The sequence below is a fragment of the Caulobacter sp. FWC2 genome, from assembly GCF_002742625.1.
Taxonomy (GTDB): Bacteria; Pseudomonadota; Alphaproteobacteria; order Caulobacterales; family Caulobacteraceae; genus Caulobacter.
The window spans coordinates 3,572,534-3,594,849 of the sequence record NZ_PEBF01000001.1 but is presented as its reverse complement, the minus strand read 5'-3'; the positions used below and the strand labels follow the sequence as shown (position 1 = coordinate 3,594,849).

Genomic DNA, 22,316 nt, shown 5'->3' with positions numbered 1-22,316 from the left:
ACCTGGAGGCCGTTCGTGTTCCTGCAAGCCGCCACCCCGCCCGCCGCGACCGCGCCCGCCGATCCCCAGCCGCCTCAGCTGCAACGGCTGGCGCCGGTGTCCCAGAAAGCGCGGCAGCTATTGCTGGCCAAGGCGGGGCGGACCGAGGCGGTGGTTGTGCATCAGCAGATCTTTCTGCGCAGCGTGGTCAAGCCCGGCGCGTCGGTGGCGACGCCGGAGGGGGTATCCGTGTCGGCCATTCCCTGCGTCTGGACGGTCGAGGCCTATCTGCAGCGGGACATCTGCTTCTATTCGATCACCGGCCTGCTGGGCTGCACCGAGGCCATGACCAAGCCGCTGATGGCCAGTGAGCGGGGGCAGGCCGACCTGCCCGCCGGCGCGGCCTGCGAGGTTTCCGCCAAGCCGGTCGAGGCGGCCGAAGGCCGCGCGATCGCCGCCCTTGATCGCACCAAGGACCAGTTGTTCGACGAGGACTACAGGCTGGCGGTCAAGCCGCAACTGGTTGGGACGGGCGCCACCGTCAAGGAACGCTGATCCGTTCCCAGTCCGGCGTCTGGTTACGGAACCAGGTCAGCTGACGCTTGGCGTAGCGGCGGGTTTCCTGGCGAGCGGCGTCGAGGGCCTGTTCCAGCGTGGTTTCGCCTCGCAGATGGGCGGCGAACTCGCGATAGCCGACGGCCTTGAGGGCGGGGAGGGACGGGTCCAGGCCCCGCGTCTCCATGGCCCGCACCTCGTCCAGGGCTCCTTGCTCGACCATGGCCGACAGGCGCGCGTCGCAGCGGGCATAGAGTTCGGCGCGGGGCGGGTCGAGGACGCGGCCCTCCCACGCGCCCGGCTTGAGCGCCGGCTTGGTGTCGGTCTGCCACGAGGTCAGCGACTTTCCGGTAGCGATGGCCACGGCGTGGGCGCGGACCAGGCGCTGGCGGTCGCCGACCTCGATGCGCGCCTCCGCCTCGGGGTCGAGGGGTTTGAGGATCTCACGGAAGTCTTCCTCGCCCCGGGCGGCGTAGAGCAGGCCGGAGATCTCGCGCTGGGTCTCCGACACCGGCGGCACGTCGGCCAGGCCGTGGGTCAGGGCGCGGAAATAGAGGCCGGTGCCGCCGACCACGATCACTGGATTGCCGCGCGCCTCGATCTCGGCGATCGCCTTGGTCGCCGCCTCCAGCCAGCGGCCGACCGACCAGCCGACGGCGGCGTCGGCCACTTCGAACAGGTGATGCGGGACCTTGGCGCGCTCTTCGGGCGACGGGCCGGCGGTCAGGACGCGAAGGCCGGCATAGATCTGCATGGAGTCGGCGTTGACGATCTCCGCGCCCGTCCACTCGGCCAATTGCAGCGCATGGGCTGACTTGCCGCTTGCGGTCGGCCCCGCGATCAGCCAGATGCGGGGCGCGATGTCCGAACTCTCCACCATTCCGACCGTCCTCACCGTCGTGGGGGCCGACCCCGACGCATACGCACAAGCCGTGTCGCGCGTCGAAGCCAGGCTGTCCAGCCGTCGCGAGGACTTGGGGCCGCTGGCCGCCGACTTCTTCTTCGAAAGCGGCGACTTACCGGCGCTCAAGTCCGACCTGGCTGACCTGCCGGTCGACTACGCGATCCAGCCGGCCGAGAACCGCAGGAAGCGCCTTCTGATCGCCGACATGGACTCGACGATCATCAACGTCGAATGCCTGGACGAACTGGCCGACTTCGCCGGCGTCAAGGCGCAGGTCTCCGAGATCACCGAGCGCGCCATGCGCGGCGAGCTGGCCTTTGAGGGCGCTCTGCGCGAGCGGGTCGGCATGCTGAAGGGCCTGGGGGTCGAGGCGCTGCAGAGCTGCTACGACCAGCGGGTCCGGCTGAACCCCGGCGCCGAGATCCTGGTCCGCACCATGGCCCAGCACGGCGCGCGCTGCGCCCTGGTCTCGGGCGGCTTCACCTTCTTCACCAGCCGGGTGGCGCAGGCCGCGGGTTTCCATCTGAACCGCGCCAACACCCTGATCGAGCTGGATGGCGTCCTGACCGGCCAGGTGGGCGACCCGATCCTGGGCAAGGAAGCCAAGCTGGCCGCCCTCAACGAAGAGGCGGCGGCCATGGGCGTGACCCCGGCCGACGCCCTGGCCGTCGGCGACGGCGCCAACGACCTGGCGATGATCGAGGCCGCCGGCCTGGGCGTCGCCTACCGCGCCAAGCCGATCGTCGCCGCCCAGGCCGACGCCAAGGTCGACCATACGGACCTGACCGCCTTGCTCTACTTCCAGGGCTACAGGACCGAGGAGTTCCATAAGTGAGCTTTCCCCGCCGCGTAGAGGCCGTCGTGTTCGACATGGACGGCCTGCTGCTGGACACCGAGATCGTCTACCGCGCCGCCATGATCGAGGCAGGCGTTGTCTTCGGCGTTCATTTCACCGGTGAGACCTATGCGGCGATGGTGGGCAAGACGACGCCTGAGTGCGGCGTCATGCTGCGCGACCTGTACGGCGAGGCGTTTCCTGTCCAGGCCTATTTCGAGCGGGTCTGGGCCGATGTCGAAGACCTGCTGGCGGCCGAAACCAAGCTGAAGGCCGGTGTCATCGAGATCCTCGACTATCTCGACGATCTGGGCTTGCCGCGCGGCATCGCAACTTCGAACGGCATGGTCGCGGTCGAGAAGTATCTGGGTCGCTTCGATCTGCTGCAACGCTTCAACGCGGTGGTCGCGCACCAGGACGTCACCAAGCACAAGCCGAACCCGGATCCCTATCTGCTGGCCGCGCAGCGACTCGGCGTCGATCCGGCTCACTGCCTGGCGCTGGAAGACAGTCACCCAGGCGTCCGCGCCGCCCACGCGGCCGGCATGATGACGATCATGGTGCCCGACATCCTCGATCCGAACGAGGAGATGCACGACAAGTGCGTGCACATCGCCGACAGCCTGCACCATGTGCTGGACCTGTTGAGGGCGTCGGTGGAAGAGGTCGCCGCCTAGCCCCTAGGCCGTCTTGCGGGCGTCGTCCCGCGCCGGCAGCTCGATCGACCATTCGCCGAGGAACGCGATCAGCTTCTCCAGGCCCATCGGCTTGGCGACGTGATAGCCCTGCGCCAGATCGCAGCCCATCAGTTGCAGGGCGGCCAGGCCTTCGCGGGTCTCGACGCCCTCGGCGGTGACCTTCATGCCGAGGCTGTGAGCCAGGTCGATGGTGGACTTGACCAGCAGGGCGTCCTTGTCGCCGGCCTCCAGGCTCGTGACGAAAGCCTTGTCGATCTTCAGTTCGTCGGCGCGGATCTGCTTGAGATAGGCCAGGGACGACAGGCCAGAGCCATAGTCGTCGATCGACACCGGGATGTCGGCCTCGGCCAGGCGATCAAGCACGGAGAGGGCGACGTCCGGATTGCCGATCACGGCGGTCTCGGTGATCTCGAAGCACAGTCGCGCACCGGCGGCGGCGACCTGGGCGATGGCGTACTGGGCGAACGCATGGTCGTCGATCAGGCGACCCGAGATGTTGACCGACATCAGCACGTCGTGACCGGCGGCGCGGAGGCGCGCCTGGTCCTCGATGGCCTGGGCCAGGACGTAGTCGGTGAGGGCGCGGATGTGGCCGGTCTCCTCGGCCATCCCGACGAAGAGGTCCGGTCGAATGAAGCCGCGGGTCGGGTGGTTCCAGCGCGCCAGGGCCTCGACACCGGTGATCGCGCCGGTGCGCAGGTCCAGCTTCGGCTGATGGTTCAGATAGAGCTCGCCCTTGCGGACCGCCTCCAGCATCTCGCTCATCAGCGAGAGGTTGGCCGAGGGGTCGCCATACGCGGCGGCGTCGAAGGCCATGAACTTGCGGTGCGCGGCGCGGGCCTGGTCCAGGGCGATCAGGGAGCGTTCTATCAGGCGGGCGGCGTCCAGCTCGCCTAGGGTCGTGGCGGCCAGCCCCTGGGTGATGTGTACGTCGACCGGTTCGCCGCCGAGCTCGATCGGGGCTTCCAGCGCTGGCAGGGCCTCTTCCACGATCTTCAGGAGGTCGTCGAGGTTGTTGCTGTCCGACACGACGCAGATGATCGAGGTGGTCATGCGGGCCACCAGCACGCCGGGCGCGATCTCGAAGATCCGCTGGCCCAGCTTGGCGACCAACTCGGTGGCCAGTTCATAGCCGATGGCGGCGCGAACCTGCGTAAAGCGGTCGAAGCCGATGGCGGCGATGATGACTTGCTCGCCGGGACCGACGGCGGCCAGGCGCTTCTCGATGGCGCGCTCCAGGGCGCGGCGGTTCGGCAGGCCGGTCTCGCCGTCGTGCAACGCCTGGCGGATCATCTCCGCTTCGCGCTCGCGGATCTCGGCGGCCATCAGGTTGAAGCTCTCGGCCAGGCGGCCGATCTCGTCGCGGGTCGTGACCTCGACGGTGACATCCTCGCCGCGCTGCAGGCGGCGGGCGGCGATGTCCAGAGCGGTGATCGGCTTGGCCAGGCCGCGCGACAGGGCCCAGCTCGCGGCGGCGACCAGGGTCGCGCCGAGCAGGCCGACGATGAGCACGGCGGCCATCAGCGGACGGTAGGGGGCCATGGCCTGGGCCATCGGATAGCGCAGCACCAGGGCCGCGCCGCCGCCGCGATCCAGGGCCTTGATCGGCTTGACCAGCACCAGGCTGTCAGCGCCGCCGCGCAGGAGGACCGGCTCAAGCAACTTGTCATGCATGGCCCGGCCGACGAAGGCGGCCAGCGGTTTGTCGACAGGCCCCCGGTCCGCCGAAACCCAGTGGCCACTGCGCTGATCGAAGACCTGGGCGTCCAGGCGGATGGCCGACAGCTTCTCCAGGGCCAGCATTTCCGGCTCGTCCAGCCTGGCGGCGAAGACGATCCAGCCCGTCAGGGTCGGCGACAGGATGGGGGCCGAGATCAATTGGTAAGGCTTGTTGTCGATGGTGAAGACACCCTGAGCGCCGTCCTCGGCGTCCAGCGCGCTCCACAAAGTCTCGAGATTCAGGCGGGCCGGATCCAGGCCGACCACCTCGCCGTCGACGCCGACGGTGAAGGCCAGGTCCAGGCCCAGGCGCTGGCGCAGGTTGGCGATGGCCGACTCGACGGTCGGGCGGTCATGGGTGGCGACGGCGGCGCGGAAGCCGAAGTCGCGCGACAGCAGTTCGGCGCCGTCGTGCAGGCGCTGGGTGCGCAGCGCCCAGACGCGGTCGAACACGGCGCCCGACCCTGCCATTTCTTGGCGAACGGTGCGCTGTGCGTTGCTGGTGATCGCCACATAGACCGCGACCGCCACGACGCTCAGCGCCAGGGCGAACAGCCCGGCGTAGAGGACGGTCAGCTTGGTCTGCAGGCGCTGGAACATCCGGGCGGCCTAGTGCCCGGCCGGGGCGCGGAGGTCGATCGTGACCTGTTCACGGGCGGGACCCGCGCCAACGCTCTTCGTCTGCAAGGCGGTCTCGTTCTTCAGGCCGCGCAGATAGGGGTGCCAGACCTTGGCGACCACGGCGCCGGCAGGAACGTCCTGGATGGTCACCGCGCCGGTGGCGTCGGTCTTGCCGGCGTATTGAGTGTCGACCACGCGGATGAAGCCGACCATCTGGTCGTGGATGTTGCAGCCGATGGCCGCGACGCCCGCCGTGTTCATCTTGGCGGTGCGGTTCTCTTCGTGGCCGTACAGCTTGATCTCGAACTTGTTGCCCGCCGAGAACGAGTAGACGTGGTGGCGGACCTTATCGAGGTTCGGGAACGCCACGTCCGCCCCGACCGGGACCACCAGCACGAACGGATTGAACTGGATGTTCTGCTGCGCCACGCGATAGGGCCAGGCGAACTTTATCGGTCCCTTGGTCGGTTGGCCGTTCGGATAGATCATGACCACGGCGTCGGGCACGGGCTTGCCGTCGGCCCCGCGCACCGTGACGGTGAAATCACCCGCCAGAGCCGGTCCGGCCCAAAGCGCAGCCATCAGAAGCAGAGCGACGTATCTCATCAGACTTCTCCTATCCTTTTGCCGATGAAATGCGCGTTAACGCCCCAGTTGGGGTGCGGCATTCGGCGTCGAACCAGATTTGGGTTTTGAAACTACTTCGAAACGCTCCGTAAAAGCTTTGCCCGTCAGGTTCCGCGCGCCGAGACGTCAGCCGTCTCCGGTCTGGAGGAGTTATGAAGCGACTTGGAGGGCCGGCCGGCGCCGCGCTGGCTTGCTGTCTGGCGTCGACCGCAACGGCGGGCGAGATCGAAACTGGCGGCAAGCTGCTGCTCACCCACGGGGTCAGCGCGCTGGAAGGCGGCGCGGGCGGCGGCTTGGCGACCTGGGCCGTGATCGCGGGCGCCGAGACCAATCGCGGCGTCGGCGGCGAGGTCCACGGGACCTATGTCGACGTCAAGGATTACAAGCTGCGCGCCTTCGGCGGCGCGGTCGGCTGGCATGACCGCCTCGAACTGTCGGCCACGCGCCAGGAATTCGACACCGGCGCGACCGGCGCCAAGCTGGGGCTCGGCAAGGGCTTCACCTTCAAGCAGACGGTGCTGGGCGCCAAGGTCCGCATCCTGGGCGACGCGGTCTACGCCCAGGACAGCTGGGTCCCGCAGGTCAGTGTCGGGGCGCAGTACAAGGACAATAGTCAGGACGCCATCGTCCGCGCGGTCGGCGCCAAGGACGATAAGGGCGTCGACGTCTATGTCGCCGCGACCAAGCTATTGCTCAGCCAGTCGCTGGTGCTGAACGGCGCGGTGCGGATGACCAAGGCCAACCAGACGGGCCTGCTGGGCTTCGGCGGCGTCAATGGCGGTTACAAGCCCCAGTTCGAGGGCTCGGCGGGCTACCTGCTGAGCAAACGCCTGGTGATCGGCGCTGAATATCGCACCAAGCCCAGCAATCTGGCCTTCGCCAAGGAGGATGACTGGGTGGACCTGTTCGCGGCCTATGCCGTCAACAAGCACTTGTCGGTCACGGCGGCCTATGTCGACCTTGGTGACATCGCCACCTTCAAGAACCAGCGCGGTTTCTACCTGTCGCTGCAAGCCGGCTTCTAGGGGGAGCGTGATGAGAAAGACCTTCGTCCTCGCGGCCATCGCCGCCTTCACCCTGGTCGGCTCGGCCTTCGCCCAGGACGCCACGCCGCCGGGCGAAAAGCCGGTGGATCCCTATACGCCGTCGCCCGCCAACGCTGGCGCCGCGCCCTTGACGGATCCGGCCGCCTTCCAGGCCTTCCACGGCAAGGAGGGGCTGACCCGCATCGCCGGCGACCTGGTCGACCGCAGCATCGCTGACCCGCGCATCAAGGACATCTTCGCGACCACCGATGTCCCGCGTCTGAAGCGGACGCTGGCCGAGCAGTTCTGCTACGTGCTGGGCGGCGGCTGTGTCTACAGCGGCCGGGACATGGCGGCGGTCCACAAGGACATGGGCGTCACCAACCGCGACTTCAACGCGCTGGTCGAGAACCTGCAGTGGGCGATGGACAAGGAGGGCGTGCCCTTCGCCGTCCAGGGCAAGCTGCTGGCCAAGCTGGCGCCGATGCAGCGCAAGGTCGTGGAGCGCTAGGCGCCTCCACGGCCTTGTAAAAGCGGCCGGTCGCGCGGATATGAGGCCCTCCCAATTGGAGGCCTCGCCCGTGACCGCTACCCTCGACGACGCCCGCGTGGCGCTGGACCGCATCGCCGACCCGGCGAGCGGGCAGGGGCTGGTCGCCGCCGGCCTCGTGCAGGGCCTGGTGGTCCGCAACGGCCGCGCCGGCTTCATGCTGGAAGTCCCGGCCAGCCAGGCCGCGTCCTACGCCCCGATCCGCGACGCTGCCGAGAAGGCCCTGGCCGCCCTGCCGGGCGTCGAGCAGGCCCAGGTCGTCCTGACCGCCCAGGCCGTCGAGGGCGCGACCCGGGTTCGCAAGGGCGCCAAGATCAGTGAAGACCCTCAGGCCCGCGTGGTCCCGCCGCCGGAAGCCGAAAAGCCCGCCCACGTCCGCCACGTCATCGCCGTGGCCTCGGGCAAGGGCGGGGTGGGCAAGTCCACGGTCTCGACCAATCTGGCGGTGGCCTTCGCGAAAATGGGTCTGCGCGTCGGTTTGCTGGACGCCGATATCTACGGCCCCTCGGCCCCCAAGATGATGGGCGTCGATGGCGATCCGCTGTTCGAGAACGAGAAGTTGCAGCCGCTGGAGGCCCACGGCGTCAAGCTGATGTCGATCGGCTTCATCGTCGACGAGGGCAAGGCGATGATCTGGCGCGGTCCGATGGCCTCGTCGGCCGTTCGCCAGATGATCCATGACGTGGCCTGGGGCTCGGAGGCCCAGCCGCTGGACGTGCTGGTCGTCGACCTGCCGCCGGGCACCGGCGACGTCCAGCTGACCCTGGTCCAGAAGCTGCGGATCGACGGGGCGGTGCTGGTCACGACGCCGCAGGAGATCGCCCTGATCGACGCCCGCCGCGCGGCTTCGATGTTCCAGAAGACCGCCACGCCGATCCTGGGCCTCATCGAAAACATGGCCTTCTTCCCCGATCCCTCGACCGGCGCGCCGATCCCGATCTTCGGCGAAGGCGGCGGCGTGGCCGAGGCCGAGCGCCTGGGTGTGCCGCTCTTGGGCCGCGTGCCGATCGAGATCGCCGTGCGCATCGGCGGCGACCAGGGCGTCCCGGCCGTGATCTCCGAGCCCAAGGGCCAGGCGGCGGAGGTCTTCGTCGCGGCGGCGGAAACGCTGTGGAAGAGCATCAGCCTCTGATCAATAAAAAGCCCGCCCGGATCGCTCCGGGCGGGCTTCTCTTGATCGCGCTGCGTCAGCCTTAGAAGCTGAAGCGGGCGCCGGTCGCCAGGACGACGGCCGAGCCGGTCACGTCGCCGTTCAGGCGGACGGTCGAGCTGGTCGCGGTCACGTCGGTGCGGTTGATCTTGCTGTCATCGAAGCTGATGTAGCTGATCGCGGCGTCCAGCTTGATGTTGTCCGTCGCGGCCCAGGTGGCGCCGGCGGCGTACATCATGCGGTCGCCGTCCGGCACGCGAGCGGTGCGGCCGACGTCCGGCGTCGGGGTCGGGTCGTACTGGACGCCGGCCCGCAGGGTCAGGCGAGGCGAGGCCTGATAGTCGACGCCGGCGGCGTAGGTCGTGACGTTCTTGTAGTCTTGCACGCTGGTCGAGCCGCCGCCTTGGAAGCTGACGCGGATGGCGTCGAACTCTTTCCAGCCCACGCGGCTGACCGAGGCGTTCAGGGTCCACTGGTCGTTCACCGCCAGGCGGGCGCCGACATTGGCGATCCAGGGCAGGCTGATCTTGGCCTGGCCGTCGACCGAGAAGTTGTTGGCGGCCGGGATCGGGGCCAGCAGGCCGCCGACGGTGACCGTGCCGTCCAGCTTCTGGTCGATCTTCGAGCGATAGCTGGCGCCGATGGTCAGGGCCTTGCTCGGATGGATCTGCGCGCCGACCGTGTAGCCATAGGCCCAGCCGTCGCCCTTCAGCGACTGGCTGCCATCGGCCTGCAGCGGCGAGATGTTCGGCAGGGCGTTGGTCAGCTTGGCGTCGGCGTAGAGGGCGGTGACGCCCACGCCAAGGTCGATCATGTCGTTGACGCGATAGGCGACGACGCCGTCGACATTGACCGTGCGCAGCTGCGACTTCAGGGCGTCGTAACGCGTCCAGCTGTTGGTGTTGTATTCGGTGGTGAAGTTGTAGGGCGCGGCGACCGAGACGCCGAAGGCCAGCTTGTCGTTGATGCGGAACGCGACGCCCGCGTTCGGCACGACGCCGTCATTGATCGGGTCATAGGCCGTGGCGTCGCCGCCCACCGCGGTGGTCAGGCCGGCCGGCGGCACCGGGCGGGTGATGGTCGATCCGGTGTTGGTGACCTTGGAGTCCACCTGGATCATGTTCAGGCCGATATAGCCTTCGTTGCGCTGGATGCCGGCGATCGAGGCCGGGTTCCACCACAGGCTGCCGACGCCCTTGTCGGCGACTTCACCGGAATAGGCGCGGCCGGTGCCGCGCACCGATTGTTCCTGCAGATAGAAGGCCGAAGCGGAGGCCTGGGAAGCGGCGGCGAGCGCCAGCAGAGCGACGCCGGCGGCGAGGCTGGTACGCGAGAGAGACATTGTTACGTGCGACCTTCTTGGGGAGGAAGAGGCTCGCCGAACACCTGTTGGGCGCTCGAGGAGCGCCGCGTTTAACGTATCTGTTCAAATACCGTTGCTATAAATTGTCGAGAACATGAATTTTGTCAGTTCTGTTAAAGATACGGGGCCGTAAAGGCCCCGTATCAATCGTCGTTATGTCAAAATCTAGTCGCGACTTGGCAATAAATCGGCAAGGCCTGTGCCAATTTAGCCGCCGGCCATCTTGCGGAAGAACTTCTGGCCTTGCTCGCCGCCGTTGAAGTAGGCCTTCTGGCCATCCTCGGCGGTGATCTTGTCCCAGCTGTCGCGGACCTCTTCGGCCGACAGGCCGTCCTCGCCCAGATAGACGCCTTCGGTCTCGTAGATGCGCGACAGGGCGAAGGCGCCGGCGCCGGCGGTCAGGATCGCGCCGGTGGGCGCTTCGTCCGAGCACAGGTAGACGACGCCCGGGGTGACATATTCCGGGGCCAGCTTGGCCAGCACTTCCGGGGGCATCAGGCCCTCGGTCATGCGGGTGGCCGCGACCGGGCTGATGGCGTTGATCTTCACGTCGTTCTTGGCGCCCTCGAGCTTGAGGGTGTTCATCAGGCCCAGCACCGCCATCTTGGCCGCGCCGTAGTTGCTCTGGCCGAAGTTGCCGTACATGCCCGACGACGAGGTCGTCACGACGATGCGGCCGTAGTTCTGGGCCTTCATGATGTCCCAGACCGCCTTGATCGGCTTGAAGGTGCCGAACACGTGCACCTGCATGACCAGCTCGAAGTCGGCCAGCTCCATCTTGGTCAGGGTCTTGTCGCGCAGGATGCCGGCATTGGCGACCAGGATGTCGATGCGGCCCCACTTGTCCATGGCCGTCTGGACCATGTTGGCGACGCCGGCGTCATCCGTCACCGAGGCGCCGTGGGCGATGGCTTCGCCGCCGAAGGCCTCGATCTCGGCGACCACCTTCAGGGCCGCGTCGGACGAGCCGCCCGAGCCGTCGACGCTGCCGCCCAGGTCGTTGACCACGACCTTGGCGCCGCGCCGCGCCAGCTCCAGGGCGTGCTGCCGGCCAAGGCCGCCACCGGCGCCCGTCACGATCGCCACCTTGCCGTCGAAGCGGATGTCCGCCATGCCCAAGTCTCCCTCAAACGCATGTTTGGTTTGGCCGTGTTGTGCGGCGCGGGAGAAGGGGCGTCAAGGGGAGCGATCCTCCTGCGCGGCACGCACGCGTGTTCGACTTCACGCGGCTGGCCGCTGAAGGCAGGGAAGGGAAGCGGAGCGCCCGGGCGACGCCCGGAGGGTTGGGTAGAGGTTACCGTTTCGACGAAGCCGAGCGCTCCGCGCAGCCGTTATCCGGTGAGCCCCACGACGCGCGGGGTCTTAACCCGCTTCCGAAGGAGGCCCCCGACGGGCGGGCCAGGGCGACGAACCCCGGTCCCGGACCGCACGGGCGATTTCAGCCCGCGCCTGCTGCCTCATCGGCCCGACATCCCACGTCGTTTCTGTGTTCCAGGGCCGACCGCCGCCAGAGGGATGCGGTTGCGGAGCTTCCCCCGCACCGACGAGCGCTACCCGCTCGACCACCCCTGACAGCCGTCACGATCGCCGGCCGGACGTCCCTTTCGCGCTGTCAGGTGGGGTTAGTATGGGGTGGTGGCGAACGCGGGGGATTCAGGGGCGTGAAAAATCGACAAGCAATTGATTATTCTAAAGTCGATATCTTGAACGCCGAGGATAAGGACGCGCCAATCCCCGTCGTCGGCCGAAAAGTGAGCGCTCCAGATGTCCGCTATGGGTGGATGGCGGACATGCTCCCTCTCCCATAGGGAGAGGGCTGGGGTGAGGGGTTACAGCGCTCGACGGAGTGCCGGCACGCCGTCAAACCTCGTAACCCCTCACCCTCCCACCGCTACGCGGCGGGCCCCTCCCTCTCCCTAAAGGAGAGGGGCTCAAGATCGCGTAAGGGTCGTTAGCCGACATTGGCGCCCGCAAGGTCGCCCTCAAGAAACCCTCTCTCTTTGAGAGACGGAGGGGCCCGCCGCGAAGCGGTGGGAGGGTGAGTGGTTACGCCGTCAGCCGGGAAATCCTGATTCCTTGGGTTGAGGCGCCCCGGGGGCTTGTTCACGCTCGCGCCATGGAGAGGACCGCTTACGCCCGTCGCTTGCGCCAAGGTCAAACCCTGGCGGAAAAGGTCCTGTGGGGCCTCGTCCGCAATCGCCGCCTTGGCGGCTTCAAGTTCATGCGGCAGATCGCGATCGACCGCTATTTCGCGGACTTCGTCTGCGAGGCGGGCAAGCTGATCGTGGAGCTTGATGGCGCGGCTCACGACGGGCGCGAGGACTATGACGAGTTGCGCACCGAGACGTTGGAGCGGCTCGGCTATGTCGTCCTGAGGTTCCGCAACGAGCGGGTCATGACCGACCCCGGCGGGGTAGCCGACGAGATCCTGGCGGCGCTCAAATCGGCGAGGGCGTAACCACTCACCCTCCCACCGCCTGCGGCGGCGGGCCCCTCCCTCTCTCAAAGAGAGAGGGATTGAATCAGCGCCCCTAAACCTTCTTCTTCGTCATCCCGCCAGCCACCGGCTGGGTCGGCTTATCGCGCTTCACGCCGGCCTTCTGGCCGGGCTTCATGAACTTCACCAGCACGCGCTGACCGACCAGGAACGGCGCGCCGTCGGCGCTGACCACGACTTCGACGACGCGTTCGTCGCTGCGCTGGCTGGGGTCGTCCGAGGCCAGCTTGCGGGCGCCGAAGACGGCGGCGCGGCGCAGGACCTTGCCGGTGAAGGTCTGGTCCGGATTGCCTTCCGGCTGGATCTCGACCTCCTGGCCGATCTTCACGTTGGGGATGTCGGCCTCGACGATCTCGGCGCGGACGATGCGCTGGGTGTTGGGCTCAAGGTCGAACATGGCCGTGACGTTCAGGGTCGAGGCGCCGGCGCCCGGATTGGCCTGGCGGCGGGCGATGCGGCCGTCGGCCGGGGCGCGGATGATCGTCAGTTCCTGGTTATACTTGGCCTGGGCGACCTGGGCCGAGGCGACGCCGATGGCGGCCTGCTGGGCGCCGATATTGGCCTGGGCCGAGGCGATCTGGTCACGGGCGTTGTCCAGGCGCTGGGCGGCGACGAAGTTCGAGGCGCTGAGGTTCTGCAGGCGGGCGTATTCACGCTGGGCCGTGCGCAGCTGCACCTGGAACAGGGCCAGCTGGGCGCGGGCCGAGGCCAGGTTGGCCGAGGCCGTCTGGGCGGCCAGGCGGACGTCGTCGTCCTCCTGCTTGGCCAGGGGCTGGCCGGCCTTCACGATGTCGCCTTCCTGGACGAAGACCTCGCGGACGATGCCCTGGCGGCGCGCGGCCACCTGGATCACGCCGCCCTCGACGTCGGCCTTGCCCTGGGCGATGGCCGCGTAGGGGGAGGGCTCCTCCTGGGCGGCGGCGACTTCGAGCTTCTTCTTCTTCTCGGCCGCCTGGCCCTTCATGTAGAAGAAACCGCCGCCAAGCAGCACGGCGACAACGATCACGATCCAGAAGGCGGGTCGGCGCAGAAACGCGGGCATTCTCAAGTTCCCCCAGGAAATCAGTGGCTGAGCGGCGCGGGATTGGCGTCGGGCGTTCTACGCACGTCGTCCAGGATCCGGCCGTCTTCGATGTGGATGACGCGGTCGGCATAGGCCTCGAGCCGCGGGTCGTGGGTCACGCAGATCACTGCCGCGCCGCGCTCGGTGGCGGCGGCGCGCAGCAGCTTGATCACGATCTCGCCGCTCTTGCCGTCGAGGGCCGAGGTCGGTTCGTCCGCGAAGATCAGGTTCGGGTTCTTGGCGAGAGCCCGGGCGATGGCCACGCGCTGCTTCTCGCCGCCCGACAGTTCCGACGGGCGCTGGTTGACGCGGGGGCCCAGGCCCACCGACTCCAGCGCCGCCTGAGCGCGGCGCGAGGCCTCGCCCGGACCGACGTCCTGGTACTTCAGGACCGTCATCACCTGCTGCTTGGCCGTCAGGGCCGGGAACAGGTTGAAGCCCTGGAAGATGAAGCCGCAGTGGTCGAGGCGGAACTTGTCGATCTTGCCTTTCGGCAGGGCCCACAGGTCCTTGGCCTCCAGCGCCGAGACCTTGCCCTCGTCGGGCATCAAGAGGCCGGAGAGGGCGGCGACCAGGGTCGACTTGCCCGAGCCCGAGGGGCCCATGACCATGGTCACGTCGCCGTGCTTGGCGTCGAAGTCCACGCCCTTGAGCACCTCGATGAAGGTCCGGCCGGTCTTGAACCGCTTGACCAGGCCCTGGGCGGAGAGCGCGCTCTGACCGCGCTTGTGGCTGTGATCGTGTGTGTATTCGGGGCTCATCGCAGCAGGTCCGCCGGCTGGCTGTTCTTGAGGATGCCCAGCGACAGGAAGCCGGAGAGCATGGCGATGAGGATCAGGAACACGGCGACGACGATCACCAGCGTCGGCGGGAAGTACATCGGCACGCCGCCGGCCACGGCCAGCAGCGAGACCAGCCAGGTCAGCAGGCCGGCGGCCAGCACGCCGACGCAGCCGACCCAGAAGCTCAGCTCCATGACGATGTTGCGCAGGTCGCCCATCGACACGCCCAGGGCGCGCAGGGAGGCGAACTCCTTGATGTTGGCCATGATCGCGCCGCGCAGGGTCTGCCAGGTGATGGCCACGCCGATCAGCAGGCCCAGGAAGGCCGAGAAGCCCAGCATGATGCCGATGATCTGGTCGTCCAGCATGGCGCCGGAATTGGCGTCGGCCAGCTCCTGACGGGTCCAGGCGCGGAACTTGCCGTCGGCCTTCTTGTTCAGCTGGGCCGCGACGATCTCGGCGCGCGAGGGATCCTGGATCTCGACCATCAGCGGGCCGACGCGCTGGCCGGTGTCGGCCTCGCCCAGCATCCGCAGGGTGTCGCGCGACATGACCAGGGTGGGCTGGATGATGTTGGGATAGCCGCGGGTGACGACGGCGATGTTGATGGTCTTGCCGTTGTAGAGGGCCTTGTCGCCCTTCTTGACGCCCAGGCGCTTGAGGGCCGTCTCGTCCACCGCCACGGCGTAGGGACGGCGCAGGGCCTCGATCATCGACTGGGTGTAGTCGGTGGGCACGGTCACGTAGCCGGGGATCGCGTCGATCACCGTGACGTTGACGAACTCGCTCTTGCGCGACGAGCCGCCGCCGCCGCCCTTGCCCTTGCCGGCCTTCTTGGCGCGGGCCTCTTCCTTGGCCTGCTGCTCGGGGGTCTGGATGTTCTGGAAGCGGCCGCCGGAGCCGTCCAGCGGGGCCACCTGGGTGACTTCCGGATGGCTGTAGACCAGCGGGATCATCCGGCGCGGCAGGCCCGAGGGGCCGCCGAACAGCGCCTTGGCGCCCGGGCCCAGCACCATGATGTCGGCGCGGGCGCGGTCGATCTGGGCCGTGAAGCCCTTGCCGATGCCGACGAACATGCCGACCTGCGCCAGGACGAGAAGGCCTGAGAAAGCGAGGGCGACCACGGCCGCCATGTAACGACGCCACTCATAGAGAAGAGTGGCCAAGGCCAACGACATCCGGACTCTAGCTCCCCCAAACCGACGGTTGCAGCAATGGACGGCGATCGCCCAGCGGCCAAGTTAAATCGAGGTAAGGCGGCGTTGCGGGCATGAAATATTGGACAAGTGCGCGGAAGGAGGCTGGCTAGTCCTCGGCGCCGGGGCTAAGCGGCAAGGCAGAGTGCAGCGACCCACGGGCTCATGACGGTTCTTCGCACAGCATCCGCCCAGATCAGCGTCCTGGCCCTCGCCCTGGCCGCGACGGGGGCCGCGACGGGATCAGCGCGGGCGGACGAGGGGATGTGGACCTTCGACAAGGTCCCGGTCGAGGCGATCCGCCAGGCCTATGGCGTCACCCTGGATCAGGCCTGGCTGGACGCCGCCCAGGCTTCGGCGGTGCGGCTGACCAATGGCTGCTCGGGCGGGATCGTCAGTCCCCTGGGTCTGGTCGCCACCAACGCCCACTGTCTCGCCGACTGCGCCCAAGCCCTCTCGGACGGCAGGGCGGACTATGTCAAGGACGGCTTCTTGACCGACGGGCGCGAGGACGAGCGCAGGTGCGCCGGCCTGCAGGCCGAGGTGCTGCTGGCCATCACCGACGTCACCGACCAGGTGCGGGCGGCGGTGGACGGCAAGAGCGGCCGCGACTTCGTCCAGACCCGCGAGGCCGCGCTGGCGCTGGCCGAACTGGCGGCCTGCGGCCAGGACCAGACCCTGCGCTGCCAGGCGATCAGCTTTTTCCGGGGCGGCCAGTACAAGGTCTACAAGTACCGCCGTTACGACGACGTGCGGCTGGTCTTCGCGCCGGAAAGGGCCTCGGCGGCGTTCGGCGGCGATCCGGACAACTACAACTTCCCCCGTCACGCGCTCGATGCGGCTTTCGTGCGGCTGTATGCCGACGGCCAGCCGGCCGCGACGCCGGGCTTCCTGCGCCTGCGGACCAGCGCCCCGGTCGAGGGCGAGCCGACCTTCGTGGTCGGCAATCCCGGCGCGACTGACCGGCAGCTGACGGTGGCCCAGCTGGAGACCCAGCGCGACCTCGTCCTGCCGATGCAGCAGCTGCAGCGGGCCGAGTTGCGCGGTCGCCTGATCCAGCTGCGCCAGCAGGATGACGACCACGCCCGCGCCGCGACACAAGGCCTGGCCTGGGTCGAGAACGGCTACAAGGCGGGGCTGGGCAAGCAGGCCGCGCTCAACGACAAGGTCTTCATGGCCGCCAAGCGCGCGGCCGAGGACGACTTGCGCGCCAAGGTCGCCGCCGATCCGAAGCTGGCGGCCCTGACCGGCAAGGCCTGGGACCAGATCGCCGGGGCCCAAGCCCAGGCGGCCGAACTGTACCCGTCCATGCGGATGCTGGAGAGCGGGGCGGGCGGCGGCTCGGACCTCTTCTACTATGCCCGCCTGCTGGTCCGGGCGGCGCAGGAGCGGACCAAGCCCAACGTCGCGCGGCTGCCCGAATACGCCGACACCCGCCTGCCGATGATCGAACGGAAGCTGGCCGACCTGCCACCCGTCGATCCCGTACTGGAGCGGGTCTATATGGAGCACTGGCTGCTCAAGACCCGCGAGGTCCTGACCGTCGACGCGCCGCAGGTTCGGGCCCTGCTGGGCAAGGAAAGCCCCGACGCCATCGCTGAACGCCTGGCCGAAAGCCGGCTCGGCGATCCGGCCGTGCGCGAGGCGCTGTGGAAGGGCGGGCTGGAGGCCGTCGAGGCCTCTGACGATCCGCTGATCCAGTTCGTGCGGCGCGTCGATCCGCTGGCCCGCGCGGCCCGCGCCGCCTACGAGGCCGAGGTCTCGGGACCTGTCGACAAGGCCGCTGAGAAGATCGCTCGGGCCCGTTTCGCCGTGCTGGGCGATGCAGCCTATCCGGACGCCACCTTCTCGCTGCGCCTGTCCTACGGCCAGGTCGCCGGCTGGCGTGAGCAGGGGCGGCCGGTCGCGGCCGTCACCACTTTCGCCGGCTTCTACGACCGCGTCACCGGCGCCGAACCGTTCGCCGCCGCCCCGCGCTGGCTGGCCGCCAAGGACGATCTGAAATCCGGCACGGTGTTCGACTTCGTCAGCACGAACGACATCATCGCCGGCAATTCCGGCTCGCCCGTGCTGGACGCCAAGGGGCGGATGATCGGCGTGGCCTTCGACGGCAATGTCCATGCGTTGGGCGGCGCCTACGGCTACGATGCGGCCAGGAACCGGACGGTGTCGGTGTCGTCGGCGGCCATCGTCGAGGTGCTGCGCAAGGTCTATGACCGCACGGCCCTGGTCCGCGAACTGACAGGCCCGTAGCGCGCGCTCAGCGCGAGCTGGAGGGGTGCGTTTCGCGGCGGCCGTGCAGCGTTAACCTTGCCCGCAAATTGCCTCATGTCTTAATTGCAACATGCTGAAAACTGGAATGTTTCTCGCGTGATCCCTCGGGCGTCGACACTCGGCGCGAAGGAAGGGGCTCGCCCACGCAGGCGGCCTTCCAACAGAGGGTGAGCACTATGACCATAACCAGCGCTGGCTCATCGACGAGTCTGGCCCAGCTTCGCCAACTGCAGCAGGCGGCCTTCAAGACGGCGGACGCCGACGGCGATGGGCAGCTTTCGCTGACCGAATTCCAGTCCATTGGGCAAAATGTGCAGGGGGCGGAAGGCCAGCAGGGCCCGCCGCCGATGCGCGGGGGCGGCGGACCTGGCGAACATTTCAAAGGCGACACACTGTCGTCGCTGCTCTCGACCCAGTCGGTCGACGACCTGACCAGCTCTCTGATGAAGGCCGGCGACGCCGACGGCGACGGCAAGATGAGCGCCAGCGAACTCTCCTCGGCGCTGGCCGCCAACGCTCCTGAGGGCGCGGAAGGGCAGGGGATCGAGGACAAGATGGCGTCGGACATCATGTCGGCCCTCGACACTGATGGCGACGGCAGCCTGTCGTCGTCCGAGATCTCGTCGGCGATCACCACGGCCGCCGCGAACGAGTCGTCCGCCCAGGCGATGGGCGGCGCCCACGGCCACCACCACGGTCCGCCCCCCTCCGGCGGCGCGTCGGGCGCGTCGGGCTCGAGCGGCGTGTTCGAGAGCCTCGACACCAACCAGGACGGCACGGTCTCGGCCGAGGAGCTGGCCGCCGCCAACAGCAGCGACAGCACGAGCGCAGCCAGCGCCGCCTCCGACCTGATCAAGACCGCCGACCAGGACGGCGACGGGACCCTGAGCGGCGGCGAGTTCGCGGCCCTGCTCGACCAGGGAAAGTCGACGGGGACCGACGCGTCCACGACCCTGTCCAGCCTGATATCGGGCTCCACGGTCGCCGCCGACCTGATGCAGAAGCTGCTGGCCCAGCTGGACAAGGCGATGACGTCGTCGTCGACGACCAGCACGGCGGCGAGCGGCGGGACGAACGTTACGGCTTAAATCTACGGCGTCATCCCGCGCCTTATGCGCGGGACCCATGGTTCAGCTTTCACGTGAGAGCGTTCTTCCGCTCCGCACCCGCGACGGACAAATGGGTCCCGCGCCTAAAGCGCGGGATGACGGCGATCGTTGGTAATAGGGTTCTGACTTAGGCATTCGACGCCTTCCTTAACCAAACCTTACGCAAGGCGCTTGCGTGCGACGGCTGACTTGGTGTCATTCTTCGCCCCTTGATCGGCGTCGCGGGGGCGTCGCCCCTTTGTAAGGTTGTCGTCTTGATGTTCCGTCCCGAGAACGTTCAGGCCCTCGCGGGTCTGGCGCTCACTTTGGGCCTCTGCTGGCTCGTTTCCGAGAATCGCAAGCGATTCCCGTGGGTTCTGGCGATCGCCGCCCTCGTCGTGCAAGTGCTGCTGGTGGTGGTGCTGTTCGGCCTGCCCCAGGCGCGCCAGCTGCTGCAGGGCGTCAATGGCGCCGTCGAAGGGCTGGCCAGCTCGACTCAGGCCGGCACCGCCTTCGTGTTCGGCTTCCTGGCCGGCGGCGACCAGCCGTATCCGGTCAGCAATCCGGGCGCGGGCTTCATCTTCGCCTTCCGCGTCATGCCGGTGATCCTGGTGGTCTGCGCCCTGTCGGCGTTGCTGTGGCACTGGAAGATCCTGAAATGGGCCGCTCAGGGCTTCGGGTTCATCTTCCAGAAGACGTTGGGCCTGCGTGGCCCGCCGGCCCTGGCCACCGCCGCCACCATCTTCATGGGCCAGATCGAGGGGCCGATCTTCATCCGCGCCTATCTCGACAAGCTGTCGCGCTCCGAGCTCTTCATGCTGATCACGGTCGGCATGGCCTGCGTCTCGGGTTCGACCATGGTCGCCTACGCCACCATCCTGGCCGGCGTGCTGCCCAACGCCGCCGCCCACGTGCTGACCGCCTCGATCATCTCGGCCCCGGCTGGCGTGCTGCTAGCCCGCATCATCGTGCCGTCCGACCCGATGGAGAAGGGCGGGGACCTAGATCTCTCGACCGAGGACAAGACCTACGGCTCCTCGATCGACGCGGTGATGAAGGGCACCACCGACGGCCTGCAGATCGCGCTGAACGTCGGCGCGACCCTGATCGTCTTCGTGGCCCTGGCCACCATGGTCGACAAGATCCTGGGCGCCATGCCCCCGATCGGCGGGCAACCGCTGAGCATTGCGCGCGGTCTGGGCGTGGTCTTCTCGCCGCTGGCCTGGTCCATGGGCGTGCCCTGGAAGGAGGCCGGCACGGCCGGCGGCCTGCTGGGCGTGAAGCTGATCCTCACCGAGTTCACCGCCTTCATCCAGCTGGCCAAGGTCGGCGGCGTGGCGCTGGACGAGCGCACGCGCATGATCATGACCTACGCCCTGTGCGGCTTCGCCAATATCGGCTCGGTCGGCATGAACGTGGCCGGCTTCTCGGTCCTGGTGCCGCAACGCCGCGCCGAGGTGCTGAGCCTGGTCTGGAAAGCCATGATGGCCGGCTTCCTGGCCACCTGCCTGACCGGCTCCCTGATCGGCCTGATGCCCCGGGCGCTGTTCGGGCTTTGATCAACTAAGAGTTGCCCTTATGTTCTCCCTTCCCCCTTCGATGGGGGAAGGGTCGGGGATGGGGGTGACAGCGTGTCAGACGAAGCGCCAAGACCAAGACACGCACCCGGCGCCGCAAAGCGCGCCCGTCGTCTTCGCAAACAGATGACCGCCAGCGAAAGGGTCCTTTGGAAGGTCCTTCGCGCCCTCGATCTCCACATCCGCCGCCAGGCGCCGATCGGCCGCTACATCGCCGACTTCATCCATCACGGCGCGAAACTCGTGATCGAAGTCGATAGCGGCTGGCATGATCATCCCGAGGCGCAGCTGCGTGACGCGGAGCGCGATGCGTGGCTCGCCGAGCAGGGCTATCGGGTGATGCGTGTTCGCGACGGCGAGGCGTTCGGCAATCCGTACCGCGTGGCCGAACGTGTCGCGGCTGAAATTCAGCGGTCACCCCCATCCCAACCCTTCCCCCATCAAGGGGGAAGGGCTTCTGTCACGCGGGGCTGAGCCGCCTCTCCCTTCCCCCATCAAGGGGGAAGGGCTCCTATGTTGGGAAACGGGAGGAACGCATGAAACTCTACGACAGCCGTCGCGCGCCGAATCCTCGGCGGGTCCGCTGGTTCATGGCGGAGAAGGGGATCGAGGACGTCGAGATCGTCGACATCGACATCTTCGGCGGGCAGCATCGCCAGCCCGACTATCTGGCCAAGGCCGGCCTGCCTAACGTGCCGGCGCTGGAGATCGATGAGGCGACCACCATCACCGAGTCGGTGGCGATCTGCCGCTACCTGGAAAGCGTCTATCCCGAGCCGAACCTGTTCGGTCGCGACCCGCTGGAGACGGCGGTGATCGAGATGTGGACTCGGCGGGCCGAGATGCTGCTGTCGACGCCGCTGATGATGGCCGTGCGCCACGGTCATCCGGCCCTAGCCGCGATCGAGACTCAGGTGCCCGAGATCGCCGAGACCAACCGCAAGGCCGCCGAGCGGGCGCTAAAGGTCTTCGACCGCCGCTTGGCCGACAGCGCGTTCATCGCCGCCGACCGCCTGACCATCGCCGACATCCTGGCGGTCACGGGCATCGACTTCGCCCGCATGGTCCGCTTCCGGCCCGACGCGGAGCTGGTCCACGTGAACCGCTGGCTGAAGGCGATGATGGAGCGGCCTGCAGCGAAGGCGGGGGTTTAGCGGGCAGGTCTGGTGCGGCCGTCCTCGCCCTTCGACAGGCTCAGGGTGAGGACGACCGTTGAGACGGTTCAGTAGAAAACCTCATCCTGAGCTTGTCGAAGGACGAGGTTTTCGGCTCCGCCTAGCGTCCCCTGATCTTCTTCACCACGCCGGAGAAGTTCAGCATCGGCCCGGTACCGGTCGAGATCAGGCCGCGGATGAACAGCAGCGAGCCGCCGGCCTTGATCACCTCGCCCCCGCCGGTGATCAGATCACCGGGGCGGGCGGGGCCGATGAATTCGCCGTTCAGGCTGACGGTCACCGCGCGGCTGTCGGCCAGTTCCTTCCAGGCGATGGCGAACAGGGAGAAGTCGGCGAAGGTCATCATGCAGCCGCCGTGCATGAAACCGCCGCCGTTCATGTGCTTGGTCTCGGCGCGGAAGGCGGTGGTGACCCGGCCGTTCTCGTCTTCGCGGAAGTAGAAGGGCCCCGACTGGTCCTCGAACGGGTCCAGGCCCGACCAGGTCTGCCAACCGGCCCAGTCGCCGGCCTCAACCCGGCGCGGGCCGCTCAAGATTTCATTTCCGCCGTCCATGGCGCATCCCCTCGGCTTGTTCTTATCGTTGTTCAGTTAGAAGGGCGCGGCATCCGGTGCAAGCCGCCAGTTCTTGCCTACGGTC

21 protein-coding genes and 2 pseudogenes are annotated in these 22,316 nt (G+C 67.8%); 14 read left to right on the top strand and 9 right to left on the bottom strand.

The window, feature by feature from the left end; translation table 11 throughout:
* Positions 1 to 15: 15 nt before the first annotated feature.
* Positions 16 to 534, top strand: a complete 519-nt coding sequence (locus CSW62_RS17240; protein ID WP_233206710.1) for a hypothetical protein — start codon at positions 16 to 18, stop codon at positions 532 to 534.
* On the opposite strand, the gene miaA is transcribed toward CSW62_RS17240, so the two are convergent.
* Positions 521 to 1,414, bottom strand: coding sequence for a tRNA (adenosine(37)-N6)-dimethylallyltransferase MiaA (gene miaA / locus CSW62_RS17235; protein WP_099579871.1), 894 nt, complete (start codon positions 1,412 to 1,414; stop codon positions 521 to 523). The two genes, CSW62_RS17240 and miaA, sit on opposite strands and share 14 nt — an antisense overlap.
* On the opposite strand from miaA, the gene serB reads away from it, so the two are divergent.
* Positions 1,395 to 2,273 (top strand): phosphoserine phosphatase SerB, encoded by an 879-nt coding sequence (gene serB / locus CSW62_RS17230; RefSeq protein ID WP_199170628.1) that lies wholly within the window; start codon positions 1,395 to 1,397, stop codon positions 2,271 to 2,273. The two genes, miaA and serB, sit on opposite strands and share 20 nt — an antisense overlap.
* On the top strand, positions 2,270 to 2,950 hold the full coding sequence (locus tag CSW62_RS17225; protein WP_099579867.1) for an HAD family phosphatase: 681 nt from the start codon (positions 2,270 to 2,272) through the stop codon (positions 2,948 to 2,950). The genes serB and CSW62_RS17225 overlap by 4 nt, the downstream gene beginning before the upstream one ends.
* 3 nt (positions 2,951 to 2,953) lie before the next feature.
* Here CSW62_RS17225 and CSW62_RS17220 read toward each other — a convergent pair whose 3' ends face one another.
* Entirely contained in the window at positions 2,954 to 5,290 is a 2,337-nt protein-coding gene (locus CSW62_RS17220; protein ID WP_099579865.1) for a bifunctional diguanylate cyclase/phosphodiesterase, read from the bottom strand.
* Positions 5,291 to 5,299: 9 nt separating this feature from the next.
* Positions 5,300 to 5,917, bottom strand: coding sequence for a methylamine utilization protein (locus CSW62_RS17215; RefSeq protein ID WP_099579863.1), 618 nt, complete (start codon positions 5,915 to 5,917; stop codon positions 5,300 to 5,302).
* Positions 5,918 to 6,090: 173 nt separating this feature from the next.
* Between CSW62_RS17215 and CSW62_RS17210 the strand changes: the two genes are divergently transcribed.
* From CSW62_RS17210 to CSW62_RS17200, 3 genes are all read left to right on the top strand, one after another.
* Complete coding sequence (locus CSW62_RS17210; RefSeq protein WP_099579861.1) at positions 6,091 to 6,963, top strand: DUF3034 family protein; 873 nt, start codon at positions 6,091 to 6,093, stop codon at positions 6,961 to 6,963.
* Positions 6,964 to 6,973: 10 nt separating this feature from the next.
* On the top strand, positions 6,974 to 7,474 hold the full coding sequence (locus tag CSW62_RS17205; RefSeq protein WP_099579859.1) for a group 1 truncated hemoglobin: 501 nt from the start codon (positions 6,974 to 6,976) through the stop codon (positions 7,472 to 7,474).
* Positions 7,475 to 7,544: 70 nt separating this feature from the next.
* Positions 7,545 to 8,645 (top strand): Mrp/NBP35 family ATP-binding protein, encoded by a 1,101-nt coding sequence (locus CSW62_RS17200; RefSeq protein WP_099582336.1) that lies wholly within the window; start codon positions 7,545 to 7,547, stop codon positions 8,643 to 8,645.
* Between the two features lie 61 nt (positions 8,646 to 8,706).
* Here CSW62_RS17200 and CSW62_RS17195 read toward each other — a convergent pair whose 3' ends face one another.
* Positions 8,707 to 10,005, bottom strand: a complete 1,299-nt coding sequence (locus CSW62_RS17195; RefSeq protein WP_099579857.1) for an outer membrane protein transport protein — start codon at positions 10,003 to 10,005, stop codon at positions 8,707 to 8,709.
* Between the two features lie 228 nt (positions 10,006 to 10,233).
* Entirely contained in the window at positions 10,234 to 11,139 is a 906-nt protein-coding gene (locus CSW62_RS17190; RefSeq protein ID WP_099579855.1) for an SDR family NAD(P)-dependent oxidoreductase, read from the bottom strand.
* Between the two features lie 664 nt (positions 11,140 to 11,803).
* On the opposite strand from CSW62_RS17190, the pseudogene CSW62_RS27030 reads away from it, so the two are divergent.
* Positions 11,804 to 11,943: pseudogene (locus tag CSW62_RS27030) on the top strand (hypothetical protein); the annotation flags it as partial.
* 199 nt (positions 11,944 to 12,142) lie between these two features.
* Positions 12,143 to 12,484, top strand: a complete 342-nt coding sequence (locus CSW62_RS17185) for an endonuclease domain-containing protein (RefSeq protein WP_099579853.1) — start codon at positions 12,143 to 12,145, stop codon at positions 12,482 to 12,484.
* A 73-nt stretch (positions 12,485 to 12,557) separates the two neighbouring features.
* Here the strand turns inward: CSW62_RS17185 and CSW62_RS17180 are convergent, their stop codons facing one another.
* The 3 genes from CSW62_RS17180 to CSW62_RS17170 are packed head-to-tail and all read right to left on the bottom strand — an operon-like array spanning position 12,558 to position 15,546.
* Positions 12,558 to 13,565, bottom strand: a complete 1,008-nt coding sequence (locus CSW62_RS17180) for an HlyD family secretion protein (protein WP_099579851.1) — start codon at positions 13,563 to 13,565, stop codon at positions 12,558 to 12,560.
* Between the two features lie 20 nt (positions 13,566 to 13,585).
* Positions 13,586 to 14,347, bottom strand: a complete 762-nt coding sequence (locus tag CSW62_RS17175; RefSeq protein ID WP_099579849.1) for an ABC transporter ATP-binding protein — start codon at positions 14,345 to 14,347, stop codon at positions 13,586 to 13,588.
* Positions 14,344 to 15,546, bottom strand: coding sequence for an ABC transporter permease (locus CSW62_RS17170; protein ID WP_099579847.1), 1,203 nt, complete (start codon positions 15,544 to 15,546; stop codon positions 14,344 to 14,346). Before CSW62_RS17170 ends, CSW62_RS17175 begins: the two co-directional genes overlap by 4 nt.
* A 183-nt stretch (positions 15,547 to 15,729) precedes the next feature.
* Between CSW62_RS17170 and CSW62_RS17165 the strand changes: the two genes are divergently transcribed.
* From CSW62_RS17165 to CSW62_RS27520, 6 genes and pseudogenes are all read left to right on the top strand, one after another.
* A complete protein-coding gene (locus tag CSW62_RS17165; protein WP_099579845.1) occupies positions 15,730 to 17,817 on the top strand; it encodes a S46 family peptidase in 2,088 nt (695 codons plus the stop codon).
* Positions 17,818 to 18,014: 197 nt separating this feature from the next.
* Positions 18,015 to 18,926, top strand: a complete 912-nt coding sequence (locus CSW62_RS17160) for an EF-hand domain-containing protein (RefSeq protein WP_099579843.1) — start codon at positions 18,015 to 18,017, stop codon at positions 18,924 to 18,926.
* Positions 18,927 to 19,204: 278 nt separating this feature from the next.
* Entirely contained in the window at positions 19,205 to 20,485 is a 1,281-nt protein-coding gene (locus CSW62_RS17155) for a NupC/NupG family nucleoside CNT transporter (protein WP_099579841.1), read from the top strand.
* A 72-nt stretch (positions 20,486 to 20,557) separates the two neighbouring features.
* Positions 20,558 to 20,977: an endonuclease domain-containing protein gene (locus tag CSW62_RS17150; RefSeq protein ID WP_255408360.1), complete on the top strand. Its 420-nt coding sequence runs from the start codon at positions 20,558 to 20,560 to the stop codon at positions 20,975 to 20,977.
* A gap of 62 nt (positions 20,978 to 21,039) precedes the next feature.
* The gene (locus CSW62_RS17145) at positions 21,040 to 21,657 is read left to right on the top strand and encodes a glutathione S-transferase family protein (RefSeq protein WP_099579836.1); all 618 of its coding nucleotides are present in this window, start codon (positions 21,040 to 21,042) and stop codon (positions 21,655 to 21,657) included.
* Positions 21,658 to 21,672: 15 nt separating this feature from the next.
* Positions 21,673 to 21,782, top strand: a pseudogene (locus CSW62_RS27520) (hypothetical protein); the annotation flags it as partial.
* On the opposite strand, the gene CSW62_RS17140 reads toward CSW62_RS27520, so the two are convergent.
* Positions 21,779 to 22,231 carry a PaaI family thioesterase gene (locus CSW62_RS17140; protein ID WP_099579834.1) on the bottom strand — a complete coding sequence of 151 codons (453 nt, stop codon included), beginning with the start codon at positions 22,229 to 22,231 and terminating at the stop codon, positions 21,779 to 21,781. The pseudogene CSW62_RS27520 and the gene CSW62_RS17140 sit on opposite strands and share 4 nt — an antisense overlap.
* Positions 22,232 to 22,316 lie beyond the last annotated feature (85 nt).

What these genes read in the sequence shown, in the direction of transcription:
- serB (WP_199170628.1), top strand. Translation starts at nt 1,395, where the DNA reads ATGTCCGAACTCTCCACCATTCCGACCGTCCTCACCGTCGTGGGGGCC.
- miaA (WP_099579871.1), bottom strand. Translation starts at nt 1,414, where the DNA reads ATGGTGGAGAGTTCGGACATCGCGCCCCGCATCTGGCTGATCGCGGGG.
- CSW62_RS17220 (WP_099579865.1), bottom strand. Translation starts at nt 5,290, where the DNA reads ATGTTCCAGCGCCTGCAGACCAAGCTGACCGTCCTCTACGCCGGGCTG.
- CSW62_RS17215 (WP_099579863.1), bottom strand. Translation starts at nt 5,917, where the DNA reads ATGAGATACGTCGCTCTGCTTCTGATGGCTGCGCTTTGGGCCGGACCG.
- CSW62_RS17210 (WP_099579861.1), top strand. Translation starts at nt 6,091, where the DNA reads ATGAAGCGACTTGGAGGGCCGGCCGGCGCCGCGCTGGCTTGCTGTCTG.
- CSW62_RS17205 (WP_099579859.1), top strand. Translation starts at nt 6,974, where the DNA reads ATGAGAAAGACCTTCGTCCTCGCGGCCATCGCCGCCTTCACCCTGGTC.
- CSW62_RS17195 (WP_099579857.1), bottom strand. Translation starts at nt 10,005, where the DNA reads ATGTCTCTCTCGCGTACCAGCCTCGCCGCCGGCGTCGCTCTGCTGGCG.
- CSW62_RS17190 (WP_099579855.1), bottom strand. Translation starts at nt 11,139, where the DNA reads ATGGCGGACATCCGCTTCGACGGCAAGGTGGCGATCGTGACGGGCGCC.
- CSW62_RS17185 (WP_099579853.1), top strand. Translation starts at nt 12,143, where the DNA reads ATGGAGAGGACCGCTTACGCCCGTCGCTTGCGCCAAGGTCAAACCCTG.
- CSW62_RS17180 (WP_099579851.1), bottom strand. Translation starts at nt 13,565, where the DNA reads ATGCCCGCGTTTCTGCGCCGACCCGCCTTCTGGATCGTGATCGTTGTC.
- CSW62_RS17175 (WP_099579849.1), bottom strand. Translation starts at nt 14,347, where the DNA reads ATGAGCCCCGAATACACACACGATCACAGCCACAAGCGCGGTCAGAGC.
- CSW62_RS17170 (WP_099579847.1), bottom strand. Translation starts at nt 15,546, where the DNA reads ATGTCGTTGGCCTTGGCCACTCTTCTCTATGAGTGGCGTCGTTACATG.
- CSW62_RS17165 (WP_099579845.1), top strand. Translation starts at nt 15,730, where the DNA reads ATGACGGTTCTTCGCACAGCATCCGCCCAGATCAGCGTCCTGGCCCTC.
- CSW62_RS17160 (WP_099579843.1), top strand. Translation starts at nt 18,015, where the DNA reads ATGACCATAACCAGCGCTGGCTCATCGACGAGTCTGGCCCAGCTTCGC.
- CSW62_RS17155 (WP_099579841.1), top strand. Translation starts at nt 19,205, where the DNA reads ATGTTCCGTCCCGAGAACGTTCAGGCCCTCGCGGGTCTGGCGCTCACT.
- CSW62_RS17145 (WP_099579836.1), top strand. Translation starts at nt 21,040, where the DNA reads ATGAAACTCTACGACAGCCGTCGCGCGCCGAATCCTCGGCGGGTCCGC.
- CSW62_RS17140 (WP_099579834.1), bottom strand. Translation starts at nt 22,231, where the DNA reads ATGGACGGCGGAAATGAAATCTTGAGCGGCCCGCGCCGGGTTGAGGCC.